This window comes from Shewanella profunda, from assembly GCF_023283765.1.
Classification (GTDB): Bacteria; Pseudomonadota; Gammaproteobacteria; order Enterobacterales; family Shewanellaceae; genus Shewanella; species Shewanella profunda.
On the sequence record NZ_JAKILG010000001.1, the window covers coordinates 166,218 to 180,342 of the forward strand.

At 44.2% G+C, this 14,125-nt stretch carries 10 protein-coding genes; 4 read left to right on the plus strand and 6 right to left on the minus strand.

Annotation, left to right across the window (positions count from 1 at the left end; translation table 11 throughout):
- Positions 1 to 152: 152 nt before the first annotated feature.
- Positions 153 to 1,622 (plus strand): sodium:proton antiporter NhaD, encoded by a 1,470-nt coding sequence (gene nhaD, locus L2744_RS00860; RefSeq protein WP_248990270.1) that lies wholly within the window; start codon positions 153 to 155, stop codon positions 1,620 to 1,622.
- A gap of 81 nt (positions 1,623 to 1,703) precedes the next feature.
- Here the strand turns inward: nhaD and L2744_RS00865 are convergent, their stop codons facing one another.
- Both L2744_RS00865 and L2744_RS00870 read right to left on the minus strand, forming a co-directional pair.
- Complete coding sequence (locus L2744_RS00865) at positions 1,704 to 2,231, minus strand: hypothetical protein (RefSeq protein ID WP_248990271.1); 528 nt, start codon at positions 2,229 to 2,231, stop codon at positions 1,704 to 1,706.
- 10 nt (positions 2,232 to 2,241) lie between these two features.
- The gene (locus tag L2744_RS00870; RefSeq protein WP_248990272.1) at positions 2,242 to 3,063 is read right to left on the minus strand and encodes a cytochrome c3 family protein; all 822 of its coding nucleotides are present in this window, start codon (positions 3,061 to 3,063) and stop codon (positions 2,242 to 2,244) included.
- Positions 3,064 to 3,505: 442 nt separating this feature from the next.
- Between L2744_RS00870 and L2744_RS00875 the strand changes: the two genes are divergently transcribed.
- The 3 genes from L2744_RS00875 (at position 3,506) to L2744_RS00885 (ending at position 6,271) form a co-directional block, all read left to right on the plus strand.
- On the plus strand, positions 3,506 to 4,249 hold the full coding sequence (locus L2744_RS00875) for a winged helix-turn-helix domain-containing protein (protein WP_248990273.1): 744 nt from the start codon (positions 3,506 to 3,508) through the stop codon (positions 4,247 to 4,249).
- A complete protein-coding gene (locus L2744_RS00880) occupies positions 4,242 to 4,772 on the plus strand; it encodes a hypothetical protein (protein ID WP_248990274.1) in 531 nt (176 codons plus the stop codon). Before L2744_RS00875 ends, L2744_RS00880 begins: the two co-directional genes overlap by 8 nt.
- A gap of 95 nt (positions 4,773 to 4,867) precedes the next feature.
- Positions 4,868 to 6,271 (plus strand): hypothetical protein, encoded by a 1,404-nt coding sequence (locus L2744_RS00885; protein ID WP_248990275.1) that lies wholly within the window; start codon positions 4,868 to 4,870, stop codon positions 6,269 to 6,271.
- On the opposite strand, the gene L2744_RS00890 is transcribed toward L2744_RS00885, so the two are convergent.
- The 4 genes from L2744_RS00890 to L2744_RS00905 form a co-directional block, all read right to left on the minus strand.
- Positions 6,252 to 8,489, minus strand: coding sequence for a PAS domain-containing protein (locus L2744_RS00890; protein WP_248990276.1), 2,238 nt, complete (start codon positions 8,487 to 8,489; stop codon positions 6,252 to 6,254). The two genes, L2744_RS00885 and L2744_RS00890, sit on opposite strands and share 20 nt — an antisense overlap.
- A 187-nt stretch (positions 8,490 to 8,676) precedes the next feature.
- Entirely contained in the window at positions 8,677 to 9,384 is a 708-nt protein-coding gene (locus L2744_RS00895) for a TatD family nuclease-associated radical SAM protein (protein ID WP_248990277.1), read from the minus strand.
- Between the two features lie 186 nt (positions 9,385 to 9,570).
- Positions 9,571 to 12,762, minus strand: a complete 3,192-nt coding sequence (locus L2744_RS00900) for an efflux RND transporter permease subunit (protein WP_248990278.1) — start codon at positions 12,760 to 12,762, stop codon at positions 9,571 to 9,573.
- The gene (locus L2744_RS00905; protein ID WP_248990279.1) at positions 12,762 to 13,973 is read right to left on the minus strand and encodes an efflux RND transporter periplasmic adaptor subunit; all 1,212 of its coding nucleotides are present in this window, start codon (positions 13,971 to 13,973) and stop codon (positions 12,762 to 12,764) included. The genes L2744_RS00900 and L2744_RS00905 overlap by 1 nt, the downstream gene beginning before the upstream one ends.
- Positions 13,974 to 14,125 lie beyond the last annotated feature (152 nt).

Consider the following 14,125-nt stretch of genomic DNA (forward strand, 5'->3'; position numbering starts at 1 on the left):
ACAGACTTTAAGCCATCGGTAAGATTGACAAAAATTAATGCTTTTTAGGCAATGAGCCATCAATGGGTATTCAGAAGTATGCTTCTTATCAATATTTTCTATTGACTCGGTATGGTAATTTCTAAACTCATTCCCACGTAGAGATCAACTTAATGAAATTACAGCGGTTGTTTAGGGGCAGTGGAATGGCATTTCTCTGCCTATTTTGTGTTGCAGTATTAGGCGGTTTTTCGCCCGCAGCTTGGGCGATGGCAGACGGAATTGAACGTCTTAATTTAACTACCGCCACAGTGGGTTACATTGCTATTTTTGTGTTTGTGATTGCCTATTTATTGGTAATGACTGAAGAAAAGTCACACTTACGTAAGTCAAAACCCGTACTCGTTGCGGCGGGAATTATTTGGGGCATGATAGGTTTTGTGTATACACAAAATGGCATGTCAGAAATTTCTGAGGCAGCGTTTAAGCATAACTTATTGGAATACTCAGAATTATTGTTATTTTTACTCGTTGCTATGACCTATATCAACGCGATGGAAGAGCGTAATTTATTTGATGCTATTCGTGCTTGGCTCGTCGGCCGTGGTTTTAGTTTGAGAACCGTATTTTGGCTAACGGGGTTTATGGCCTTTTTCATCTCCCCCGTGGCGGATAACCTCACCACTGCATTATTGATGTGCGCCGTGGTGATGAAGGTGGGTGCTGGGCACCGAAAATTTATCACCCTTGCTTGTATTAACATTGTGGTAGCTGCCAATGCGGGTGGTGCTTTTAGTCCATTTGGTGATATTACGACGTTAATGGTATGGCAAAAGGGGGTGGTACACTTCGAGGAATTCTTCCATTTATTTATTCCTTCTTTAGTGAACTTTGTTCTGCCTGCAGCCATTATGAGTATGTTTATTCCACATTATGTGCCTGAAGCTGAAACGGTACAGGTTTACACTAAACCCGGTGCTAAACGTATTGTCGCCCTATTTCTGTTTACTATTGCAGCCGCGGTTTGTGCTCATTCGCTCTTTGGTATGCCACCTGTGCTAGGTATTATGACAGGCCTAGGCTTTCTGCAATTTTTTGGTTTTTACTTGCGTAAAACCTTCGATCGTTCGGTGGCACGCGAACGTGCTAAAGCAGAACTAAGACACGATGAATTGCGTTTACAGCAACTCGGTAGTGTTGTGCCCTTTGATGTATTTAGCCGTATTGCTCGCGCTGAATGGGATACTCTGTTGTTCTTCTACGGGGTGGTGTTATGTGTTGGTGGCTTAGGTTTTATGGGTTACCTGAGCCTAGTGTCTGAAGCTATGTATCAGCACTGGGATGTAACCTATGCCAACATCGCGATAGGGCTATTATCATCGGTTGTTGATAATATTCCGGTGATGTTTGCCGTACTAACCATGAATCCAGATATGAGTTTAGGGCAGTGGTTATTAGTGACGCTGACTGCAGGTGTGGGGGGCAGTTTATTATCCATCGGTAGTGCTGCTGGGGTTGCCCTTATGGGGCAAGCTAGGGGGATTTATACCTTTGGTGCACATCTGCGTTGGACACCTGTGATAGCGTTAGGCTATGCAGCCAGTATTTGGGTACATATGTGGATGAATTCGGCGATGTTTTAGGGCATCCATCTTCTAAAAATAAGTTGAAGAATAGAGGCATCTACGGATGCCTCTATTGGTTTGGAGATATGATGAGAAGGATTATTGCGGTAGAACTTGGATTAAACTCAGCTCGTTATTGGCTTTTGCGCCGTAGATCTGAATCGCGACTTTAATTTGTGCCACTGAACCACTTGGATCCTGCTCCGACCAATCTAAGCCTGCTATCTCAAATTGATATTGACCGCTGGTCACTTCGGTTAATTTGCCGCTGCATTCACCAAGGCTTTGGCAACGATAACTTTGGGCAACATGCCAGCGTTTCCATGCCTTAGGATTAGAGGAACCCTTGTCCTTGTCTGGAAAACCAAAATAGTAAATATCATAGGTTTTTGCAGCTGTGATCACTTCTTGTTGCGCATCCGTCAGTGAAAATTGAATTGTCCCTGTACTCGAGTCAAATTGCTCGAGCTTGAGATTTATCTCAGTTGCTTCATCAATGTTTACTGTATTTTCGACGGGAGGTGGCGGTGGTGTCGGCGGTGTTTCTTCCTCCGTATTATTGCTGTCACTGCCACATCCTACAAGCATCAGTGCCGCTAAGGTCACTGCGAGTAATGGGTATTTCATCACAGCCCCCTTAATTAAAATGCCCAGTATGGCAAGTAGTGCACTCCATATCGGTTTTTACACTTGCCGCTGAGCCTAGTGTGCTAGTGCTACCATGGCAGCTTTGGCAATCTTGCGCATCGGGCGTTGGTTTACTGCCAACGAGTCCGGCGATATCTTCCCCTTGATAGGCGCGGTTCAATACATCGACTAAGTAGTAGGCCATCGAGGCGGATAAGCGATAACAGCGTTCACCTTTCTTCGCAAATGATAAGCCAGAAGCTTTCGACCAATTACTGATTGATGAGTGGCATAAAACGCTTTTTGCTTTTGATGAACTGCCGACAAGGGCCGTTTTTTCTGCGGTAGAACCAATACCTGCAACAAATTCAGCAGAGGATAAAGGTAATGTAGTATTTTCGTAGTAGCGGAAGGTATTGGCAATGACCGCATTATTCTGACCATTAATGTTATCTAAAATATTCACTAGCATACCTATGGCATTAAGGTTGCCACAGAGCGTACCTTGACCCGTTACCCCCGCAAAACCATAGGCGGCTAATGCAGTCGGTATAGTTTTGAACTTGTCGGCATCTGCACTATTGGACTGGGCTAGCATAGTCACAACGGCGTGAAAAACTTGGTGCATACAACCACCACCGGTTTCATAGGCCAATTTTGCGGTTGCCATAGGATCGAGTGGCACATATTTGAGTTTTTCACCTATAGCTAATTGATATTGACCATCGGCATTGGTCGCAGCGAGAACTGAGGTTCCCATAAGAGTGGCGCCCGCTGCAGCGGTGCTAATACCGATAATACGGGTTAATGCTTGGCGTCGATTCATGCTCATCTTCTATGTCCTCTATGTAATTACTTTTATTTATCAAATGGTAAAGCAACATTGGTGAGATGAGTTTAGGGCTTAGGAGGATAAATATTGTGATTTGTAGAGAAGGATATTTGACTGGGAAATATCAGCAAAATAGTCAAAATATGATTGATTTTATATGACGATAATTAACCTTTTAATTAATTAAATCGAATGCATGCTGACTTATATCACTCTATTTGTTGTATTTATGTAAATTTAAATGCATTTGTTGGTAATTTCTACGGTGTAAAATCGGATTTATCCCTGTGAGCCAAGGCAAATTTTCATCCAATTGGATCTGACCTGAGGTGTGTTTCACGAAATTAAACTATTTGCACTCTTTGGGTTAGCAAGATCACAGTAATAATTAGATATCTTGCATAGACTTAACCCTGTACTTTTATGAGCTTGAGGGGATGTTATGCAATTGGGAGGTTGCTGGTTTGATCGAGATCGGGGTTTGCTTGTCGAGCAGTCCCGAGATGAGTCATGGCATCTTCCGCGTGCCGAACTACAGGTATTAAGTTTACTTGTGGAGCATCAAGGAAAACTCGTTTCTAAGCATGTGCTTAAGACAGGAGACGGCGCACATCCTCCCTTAACTGATACCTCAGTTGCAAGGGCGGTGTTTATGCTCCGCTCCTTTTTGGGTCCTCAGTATGAAAGTTTAATAGAAACCGTCAAAGGACAAGGTTACTTACTGCATACTTCCTATAGCCAACTGCCTAGACATCTTCACCATACAGGATTGCTCTCATTCTCTTGGTGGGGAGTGTCGTTACTTTTTGGTCTGATGTTAGCGGTTTCCCTCTTTTATATCAGCCGGATTGACCATAGCATACCGACTGAACCCTTAATGTCGACTGAGCTACCCCTTGAATCAGGTCAGCATATTCGTTTGTATTTATATGCCAATTCAAAAACCAATAATACCTTGTTATTTGAGTTAGGCGAACGCTTAGGGCAAGGACTTATCGCTTGTAGACGCAGTGATTGGGCTGACGTTTATACCTCTTTATCCCATGATAAGCAGTTGTTTTATATAACACTACGAGGTCATAAGCTTGGGCAGTCTGTTATCCGTAATATCAAGATTGCGGATCTTAGGAGGCCTAAGGAGTTTATTGATGCTCAGTGGCTACAGGAGGTTGGGATCTGTGGCTAACTGGCTAAAGTGGACGATTAATCTGCTGATCCTATCCGCATTGATTGCGGCCTGTGGTGTGATTTACCTGCAATCAGTCTCGAATAAAGCGGTGATCTTTAACTGCAGTTCAGAACTGTATGATCGCAACGATAATGCCCAAGATGATGGAAAGTTTTATTTATTAGTCGATGTGCTCATTTCTGCGAGTAATGCGCAAATTAACTACCGTTACTTTCATCTTGATGGCACTAGCGCAGGTATGCTTTTAATGCAGGGTGAAGTACAGAGTATGAAACCCAACAGCATGACCTATAATGTGTCGGTCAAAACCAAAACAGAATCCGAGGATGTGGCAAAAAAAGATTGGCCAGAACACATGAAATATCTTTCATACATCAGCAGCTTACATTTTAGTGAATCCGGCACGCATAATCTCAGTATTCAGATACTCGACAGCGATGCTAGCCAAGACTACGCTGTGGTGTTGTTTCAACCTAGCAATACTGTTTGTGGCTGCCGAATCGTCAATAGCCGAATTTAATCAGTGTATTTGGTTGGGTTTCAGTTTAGATTATGTTTTATCCCCATTGGTTTACAACTGCTTAGCCCCACACAGTGAGGGCATTAAAGGTCTTTGTGTCTAAGATTCGTGTCAAACAAGAAGAATCCCTCTCCATTAAGTTCAGCCACCAGATGGAAAAAGGGGATAGCCGTCAGCTCGATCTCTATTTCTTTCTACCAAAGGAGATGGGTATAGGTTCGCGCACGTTAGATGAAGAAGAGTACTATTACAGTTCGATAGTTGGCCGTCGCTCCTATTACTCTGAAGGCCTGCATTTACCTTTAGTACAAGGTCGTTTTGCCAGTTTAAATCGGCGAACTGTGGAAGAGTTCAGGTTGTATCTCAACCTGTTTGCCTATCAATTTGCTGTCGCAGTTGAAAATGATGTGAAAGAACTTCATCAGATTACCGATGTGGCGCATTTTTACCTCGCCCTCGAAGAGCTATGTGAGCAAATTGGTTTGTTATTGAAGAAGTTTCGCCGTAATGAGCCAGGGGATCCTAAGTGGAAATCCTACTTTGAAAATGCCGATAACTACCTTTCTTGGTTCTGTGAGCAGCAACTGCTTAAAGTGCTTGCCCATGCGACTCGAACGAGCGATTTTTCCGATATCCAAGAACGAGTCTTAACACTTTGCCGCAATGAGTGTGCATACCGTGATGCGAATAATTACAACTCGGCGCAAACTAAACAGGATCCTAATCGTATTTCAAACAAGATGTTGTTATTGCGTCGTTTGATCCAACAAGGGGTTGTGCTTAAGGAAGAGCTAAAGCCACTAGGCATTGGCCTTAAAAAGTTTACCACCGGTTTAGCAACTGCCTTAGTGATGTTAGTGGTATCGGCATTAATCATTAAAGCCCAGGGGGCTTTTAGTGGTTTTACTATTGCGTTAGTACTGACGTTAGCGGTGATTTATGGCTTTAGGGAAATCTTTAAGGATGATGTGCGTAATGCCATGTGGCGATTTATTCAACGTGGACGACCCCGTTGGAGCAGGATTTTGCGGGACACCACAAGTCAGGCCGTCATCGCGAAACAGTTAGTATGGCTAGAATTTATGCGTCAGCAGGATTTACCTGAGAAGGTGAGTGAAATCCTAAAACATAGGCGTAGCCAAAATAAAATCGATGCCGAAATCCTGCATTATAAAATTGCCACTAAGGTTAACCAGAGTGAATTTCAGGCCGGTTATTCGACCATTCAGGAACAGGTCAATTTCAGTTTTGTACCCTTTGCCCGTTACTTAGAACGGGGCAAGGCAAAAATTTACAAGGAAGTCGAAGGTAAGGTTAGCCATGGATCTGTCGAACGCCGCTATCAAGTTAACTTAATTTTAGTGTTGCGTGAGGGCCGCGAGGAGCCACAATATACCCGTTATAAGATCACCATGAATCGCTCTGCCATTATTGAAATTACGCAGAGCCAACTTTCTGATGCTATTAACTCACCAGCAATCAAGGCTGATGACGAGTAAAGGCTTGGCCAATGTTTTGATCATTATTTTGCTTTGCGCGTTTGAGTGCGATTTCAGCATTGCTGAGATATTGTTCTAAAGTTTGGCCTTCCTTATAACCTGCAATGCCGATAGTGATCCCTTCACCTAGTCCGTTACTATTTAACTTTTCCATAGTGTTAAGCGCAAAATGATGGGCTTGGGTCGCATCGGTATTGGGTAAGATGACAATAATCTTACCGAGTTGCCAGTGTAGAATTTGGTAACTTGCTGGTATTTCAAGTAATAGCTGTACTTCTACTTCCTGTTGGCGGGTTTCGAGCTGATCGATATCGCTCATATGGCTCAGCATTCCCTCTGGATTGATATCCATCAGCAACAGGCTGGAAAGATTACGGCTCTGTGGTGCTAAAGAAGTAAAATAGCGTTCTAAATCAGATAGATTGAGTAAAATAGTACTGCGGTGAGGCACATAGTTTCGTGGCTCAGCACCGTGAATACGATCCGCAGCTTGCTCTAACGTGCAGATAATAAAGTTAATTTCGCCATCGGCGGCGACATGACCCTTAAGTGTTGCTTGCAAGCAATTTGAGTGACGCAGATTAGGTGAGCAAAGAATTTGACCTTGCCACTGGCCTTGCATGCTGATTTGTGCCGTGATCCGTTGCCACTGATTACCTATATCATTGGCAAGCAGTGTCGCTAGATCATGGTTGAGTTCACCATTAAGCTGCATAAGACTATCGAATACAGGATTGACCTTAATGAGTTTTCCATTGGCATCCGTCAGCGCAGTTGCAACCGTATTATCACAGAGCAAATCACTTAAGAAGGCTTGTTGCTTAGTGGTAATAAGCTCACTAATGTCAGTGAGCGTCACCAATAAATGGGGTAAACCTCTGCCAACACGCGGCGCTTGGCGTATTTGAGCTCGTAGCGTTGGGCCTCCAATGCTTTCGAGTGAGAGCTCACCCGACCATTCTCCTTGTCTATACACTTGGTCCATCATTTGGGCGTGGGTGACATCATCTAGGCAAAGGGTTCTTTGTAAGCTACGGTCAGTCATCTCATCGAGGGGCACTAAGGTCCATTCAGATGCTCTGGCATTGGCGCTAATGATCCTCGCTTGGTCGTTGGCGAGTATAAAACCTATATCACTGTTAAATAAACCATTAGCAACATCGATACTGTACTGGCGTGACCGTTGTTGAAGGCGATACATATGACTCAGTAATATAACCCACGCGGCCAGTAAGGTGAGTATTAATGCAGCGACTATCACAATGTTTTGCCATTGCGCAAAGCGTGCCGCGATATCAGCATGACGAATATAGGAAAGTAAAAAGTATTGACGGCGAGTCTCCTGCTGCGCCGTTAATTCAACTTTAAGATAGACAAAGGTTGCCTCATCACCATGGAATTGACCAAAGTTATTCATGGACATTTCCCGCCACAGAGCAGGATTACTCTGGCGTAGGCTAGCGCCTAGGGTTTCTGGCATATTAGCAAGTGGAGCGAGATTGCTCATACCCGCATAAAGTAACCCTTGGGTATCAAGCACTAACATCGGAGATTTGTCACTCGAAAATGCAGGTTTTATTGTCTCAAGCATTTGCACCATTGAATCATAGGCAATGAGGTATCCCATCGAACCCTGATCGGGTTTTTCGAGCCAAGCCATTTGATACATATAAGGTTCTAACATTCCGTCCAGGGGAACAAATTCGAGCGGTGAAGTATAAACCGCTCTTCCCCCCATGCTACGGCTAGTTTCAAGTAGTGAGGGGGGTAATGCATCTCTACTGAAGTTCGATTGTGTTGAAAATTTATAATTGCCTTGGGGATCAAACAAGCTAATGCCGAGTAACTCCGGAATATGCTGTACGAGTTCTTGCCAGCTTTCCTGTAATTTTTTTTGCTGCGCTGTAGTGGGATTTTTTAGGTACTGTTTAAGTAACTCATCTTTGGCAAACAATTGGGTTCTAAATTGTTGAAAGGCGACTTTATCTGTAATTAAGGTGCCAATGGTTTGCAGCTCACTATATCGCTGGGTTGCCCATTCTTCTTGGAGGCGACGCTCACCTAAAGTAATAATAAGGTTAGTTATTATAAGCATGCAAATCAATAACATGGATAATTGGCTTGCAACGGCCAATAGGCGTTGATGGGACCAATGCTGTCCTTGAGTCAATGTGAGTCGCGGTGCTAGGTTGTGTATGCTTGGGGTTTGCTTCAGCATGGGCCGATTATGTGTTTATGAGCCATTAATTCGGCTATGTTAACACGAAAGAGTTAACACGAAAGAATTGTTCCGCCGTGTAAATGGATGGAGAGTCATGCCTAAAACAGTCGGATTTCTACAACCGACTCACTTGCGAGCCTTGGCACAGTATTGTCTTCTATTGATTTAACCAAGTTTAGTTAAATTAACCAAGCGCACCTAAGATCCTGTGTTTAAAATCGCAACCATTTGCAAGCACTTGTTCACGGCAGAGATCAATATCGACGCCTTCTAACCCCTCAATAGCAGATACTTGTACTGTTTCAATATAATGTGGCGCTAGGGCGATAAAGGCATTTACGGCGGTATAGGAATCGGCCAATTTGGGGCGGCAATGTTGGTTATAGGCAGCCTCATTATCCGCATTGAGCGAAATCGATAGGCTGTCTACACACTCGGCTAATTCGGGCAAAATATTACGGCGATGGACAAGATTACCTAGGCCGTCGGTATTGACTCGTACTCGACCACCCCTTTGTTTGATCTCTTTGGCTACGGCTATTAGGGTCGGTAGATTTAATGTAGGTTCACCGTAACCACAGAAGACATATTCCTCAAAATCATGGACATTGCCTAGCAATGGGATAATTTCTTCTGGTTTTGGCTGGTGGCTTAAGGCCAGTTGATATTCATGGATCTGCTTACTGCCATTATGTTTTGGGCAGAAAACACAGCGTAGGGTGCAGCGTCCCGTGATATTGAGATAGCGGCTTTTACGGATATCGTAGACTAAGGTTTCAGTCGCACAGGTTTCATTTGTGCACACTTCTTGGGTGACATTACCATTGGGTAATGTTTCAGTGGCTTTTATATGAGCCTCGTTCCTGATCTTGGGAGGGATTGAATTCGGCATAATATAAATTCTATTTGCTTGCTACGATGACTTGCAGCGAGTTTAACTAAAGCCCTTAAGGATAACTGCCACTTAGATCGCAACTTTGGTTTTCATAAAACACAGTCAATACGATTGGTATAAGTTGAATAGAATCAAGCGTAAAAAAAGAGAGCTTAGGCTCTCTTTTATCGAGGTTCGTCCAGTTTATAGCTTTTCGCTTATGGACTTAAACTCCATGGCGTGGGTGTCTGCCGTATCTAAATGCATATCTTCGGCTTTTTTAGGGCGCCACCACCAGTGGAAAAACCGACTACCGGTGCGTTTAGCATCATCCAGAATGATGTAGAGCAGCGGCACTAATATCAGTGTTACCACAGTTGAAAACAGGATACCAAAGGCGAGGGAGGTCGCCATCGGGATCACTATTTGTGCCTGTAAACTGCGTTCGAGAATAATAGGCACAAGTCCAACAAAGGTGGTGAGTGAGGTAAGGATAATTGCCCTAAAGCGATAGCAACCTGAGTCAATTGCCGCCTGTCTGACAGAAAGTCCTTGTTGGCGCGCTCTGTTAACAAAGTCGACCAAAATCAATGAGTCGTTTACCACTACCCCCGCTAATGCCACTATGCCGCAAAGACTTAAGACGCTCATCGCGAGTCCTTGGACTAAGTGACCAAACAGGGCTCCGATAATTCCAAAAGGGATAACAGACATGATGATCAGCGGTTGGCTATAGGATTTGAGCGGCACCGCCATCAGGGCATAAATGGTGAACAGGGCAAAGAAGAAGCCTTGTACTAAACCGACCATAGCATTCTGCTCATCCAAACTGCCACCATCTAATGCGGTTTGAATTTTAGGATACTTAGCCTGTAATTGGGGTAGATAATCTTTTTGTATTTCCTGTACCACCTTTGAAGGTTCAACTATGTTTTTATTGGCATTTGCTGTGATAGTAATGGCTCGTTTACCATCGACACGAGTGATAGAAGCGTAGGAATCACCTTTTTCAATTTGTGCCACCGTCGAGAAGGGGACTGACGTTCCCTGCGGGGTGCGGATCAACATATTTTCAAGATAACCCACTGTTCGACGCTGTTCTAATGGATAGCGCACCATGACTTTAATTTCTTCTTTATTACGCAAAATACGCTGGGCTTCATAGCCATAGAAACCATAACGCACCTGACGGGCTAAATCGGAAAGTGTCAAGCCAAGGGCTTCGGCTTCAGGACGGATTTTCAAGCGAATTTCGTGGCTGCCAGAGGAGAAATTGTCAGCAATATCGTATACGCCCTCATAGGTTGCCAGCTTTTGTTTTAGCTCCAGCGATGCTGCAGATAACTCTTGGAGATCCGCTGAGGTTAATCTAAAGGAGATATCGCCCCCTCCGCCACCGTTGGTACTGGCATCAAAACTAAGTTTTTTAACGGATAGCAGTTCAGGGAGTTGTTCACGCCAAGCGCTAGCAATGGTGACCCCGTCAACTTCCCTATCTTCACCCTTGGTGAGTTCGGCAAAAATAAATGCTGAAGTGCGAGAGCTCATATTGATAAAGCTATGTTTGACAACTGGATAGCCATTCTCTTTCTCCATATTTGCATTCATTTGGTATAGCGCTTCTTCAATGCTCTGCACCGCTTTGAGGGTATTTTGCTCCGAGCTGCCTTCATCCATCTCAAGCTGAACCTGAATAAAATCAGATGGAATATCAGGGAAAAATACCCAACGCACTTTACCACTCGCCACTAGGGCAATGGATACAATCAACACTCCAATAAAGGCGGCGACGACGTTGTAGCGGTGTTGGATACAACGCTCGAGGAAATTGCGGTAATGGTGGTGAATAAAGTGTTGCACACCATTGTTCAATCTTGCCTTGAAACGACCAAAGAACCCCGAAGGTTTACCCGGTTTTTTGAACTTCATATGCGCTAAATGCGCGGGAAGAATGAACTTAGATTCGACCAAGGAGAATGCGAGGCACATGATCACCACCATGCCGATAGATTTCCAAATGATCCCCATTGGGCCGGAAACCATCAGCATAGGAATAAAGGCGGCAATCGTTGTTAATACCCCGAAGGTGGCGGGCATAGCAACCTTTTGCGCGCCGCGGATCACATGATCGATTGAGTGGCCGTGGCGTTCCACTTCACTGTATGCGCTCTCTCCAATAACAATGGCATCATCCACCACAATCCCGAGTACAAGGATAAAGGCGAACAGGGTCAGCATATTGATCGTCATAGAGAAAGGTTCTAATGGCATGATCAACATAGTGCCAAGGAAGCATACAGGCAGACCCATCATTACCCAGAATGCCAATTTTAAATCGAGGAACAAGGCCAAGATAAGAAATACCAGCAAAGCACCGTAGAACATGTTGGACATCATCATATTTAAACGGCCTTGGAGGTAATGGGTCATATCCCCCCAAGTATCGAGTTGTGCATTCGCGGGTAGTGTGGCGCGTCGTTTCTCGACGTATTCTTTGACTTGGGCGGCAATATCTAAGGCGTTTTGGTCATCAATACTGATGACTTCAATGATCGCTGCGGGTTTACCATTAAAGCGAGTGTATTCTAGGCGTTCTTCAAAATCGTCTTTGATCGTCGCGACTTGGGGCAACATTACTCTACTGCCATCGGCGCGTGTGGTCAGCACTATATTGGCAAAGTCATCGCCCGTGTAGGCTTGGCCTTTGGTACGTAGCAGGATATCGCCATCTTGGGCACGAATTGAACCGCCGGGTAAATCGATGGAGGAGTTTTGCACTGCTAATGCGACCTGCGAGAAGGTTAGGCCGTATTCACGTAACTTATCCTCAGAAACTTCGATGCTGATTTCATAATCTCGCACCCCAGTGACCTTCGCGCGGGTCACTGCAGGCAGTTGGGTTAAATCATCACGAACAGTTTTAGCTAACTCCTTCATATCATGCAGTGTCATATCGCCATAAACTGACACCCAAATAACATTGTTCTCGGGTTTTATCTGATAGATATTGGGTTTTTCGATATTCACAGGGAAGGTGGCGATAGCATCTAACCTGATCTTGGCTTCGTCTAATACGTTTTGTACATCGTAGCCATCTTCTACTTCAATGGTAATTGAACCAACACCTTCACTGGCGACTGAAGTGACCTTCTTGATACCGTTGATATCTTGGATAGCCTCTTCAATCTTAATGTTGATGCCTTCTTCGATCTCCTGCGGCGCCGCGCCCGGATAGGCAACGGAAATATTTAGCAAATTGAGTTCGAAAGAAGGAAATACCTCTTTATTGATCAAGACAGTGCTGAATAAGCCGCCGACGAGCAATGCCCACATTAACAGGTTCGCTGCCACACTGTTACGGGCGAACCAAGCTATGATCCCTTTTTGAGTATCCATTATTTCACTCCAGATGCCGCAAGACTGGACTCTGGAGTCTCTCCTTTAGGCACATTAACGGGTAATGCCGCCTCGCCTAGCACCTTCACCAATTGGCCATTAGCCATATTGTTGGAGTGGTTTGTTGCAACTCGTTCGCCTGTTTTTAAACTGTCCTTGATATAGACATTCTCTAAATCGCTGCGGACTACATTCACGTGGCGCATTTCAACGATATTCTTATCATCAATAATGACTACTTGCTCGTTGCGAACCACATGGCGGGGCAGTTTGACTATGCCATCGACGGTGCGACCTTTAATAACAGCATTGACAAAACTGCCGTATTTTAACGGTAAACTGCCGGCGATTTTCTGTTCACGTAGGTAAGGATCTTTAATCTCGGCAACCAAGTAAACCATACGATTTTCTTCATCAATCACGCCTTCACTACGGATAATATTACCTGACCAAGTGTTTTCTTTACCCGCGAGCGATGCACTTAAGGTGACTTCAGTATCGGGATTATCTACCGACTCTAGATAGGCAAGATCGTCATTGGAAATCGGTAAGCGGATTTCGGCAATGCGAGTGTCATAGAGTTCACCTAGGTTAGTGCCTAGGCTAACGTATTGACCTAAATCGACATTTCTTGCTTTGATTATGCCGTCAAAGGGGGCCCGAATGACTGTGCGTTCAAGATTACGTTGTGCGCGAGCCAATGCGGCCTGCGTATATTTAACATTGGCTTGTTCTTTTTTGAGTTGGGGAATACGCAAACCTAACTCGGGTGGCAAACCTTTGTCATAGCCTTTGAATTCGATTTTAGCGACTTCACCACGGGCAATTTCTTCGTTAAGTGCGGCTATGGATTGTGCCAGAGTCGCTTCTGCTTGCATTAAGTCGGCCTCATAATCTGAGGGTTCGATTTGTGCTAATTGTTCCCCTTTTTTGACTATACCGCCTGCGACAAACTGAGGCGAAATCGTCAACATTCTACCTTGAACCTCAGTGACCAGTTGCGTCTTATATTTAGGGGTCACAACCCCATAGGAGGGCAGGTTTAGTGATACTGTTTGTTGCTCAACCTTTATAACATCGACGATAGGAATAGGCATTTCTTCCGGTTTTTGTTCTGGTGCCTCCTTCGTTTTCATTAACAAGGCCGCACCTAAAACAAATAGCAGCAGAATAAAAAGAGGAGATAATCTCCTCAGTATAGTTTTTATCATATTGTGGCTACATCCATGCTAATCGCGTAATGGGCATAAAGTATCAGAGTCTGACGTACCAATAAATTTATTTTTGTAAATAAAATGTGTCTAAAGATGATGTTAAAAACGGTATTACCTTTTTCTGTAGACACTTTGGTGAAAATTAGAGC

What these genes read in the sequence shown, in the direction of transcription:
- L2744_RS00865 (WP_248990271.1), bottom strand. Translation starts at nt 2,231, where the DNA reads ATGAAATACCCATTACTCGCAGTGACCTTAGCGGCACTGATGCTTGTA.
- L2744_RS00870 (WP_248990272.1), bottom strand. Translation starts at nt 3,063, where the DNA reads ATGAGCATGAATCGACGCCAAGCATTAACCCGTATTATCGGTATTAGC.
- L2744_RS00905 (WP_248990279.1), bottom strand. Translation starts at nt 13,973, where the DNA reads ATGATAAAAACTATACTGAGGAGATTATCTCCTCTTTTTATTCTGCTG.
- L2744_RS00895 (WP_248990277.1), bottom strand. Translation starts at nt 9,384, where the DNA reads ATGCCGAATTCAATCCCTCCCAAGATCAGGAACGAGGCTCATATAAAA.
- L2744_RS00875 (WP_248990273.1), top strand. Translation starts at nt 3,506, where the DNA reads ATGCAATTGGGAGGTTGCTGGTTTGATCGAGATCGGGGTTTGCTTGTC.
- nhaD (WP_248990270.1), top strand. Translation starts at nt 153, where the DNA reads ATGAAATTACAGCGGTTGTTTAGGGGCAGTGGAATGGCATTTCTCTGC.
- L2744_RS00890 (WP_248990276.1), bottom strand. Translation starts at nt 8,489, where the DNA reads ATGCTGAAGCAAACCCCAAGCATACACAACCTAGCACCGCGACTCACA.
- L2744_RS00900 (WP_248990278.1), bottom strand. Translation starts at nt 12,762, where the DNA reads ATGGATACTCAAAAAGGGATCATAGCTTGGTTCGCCCGTAACAGTGTG.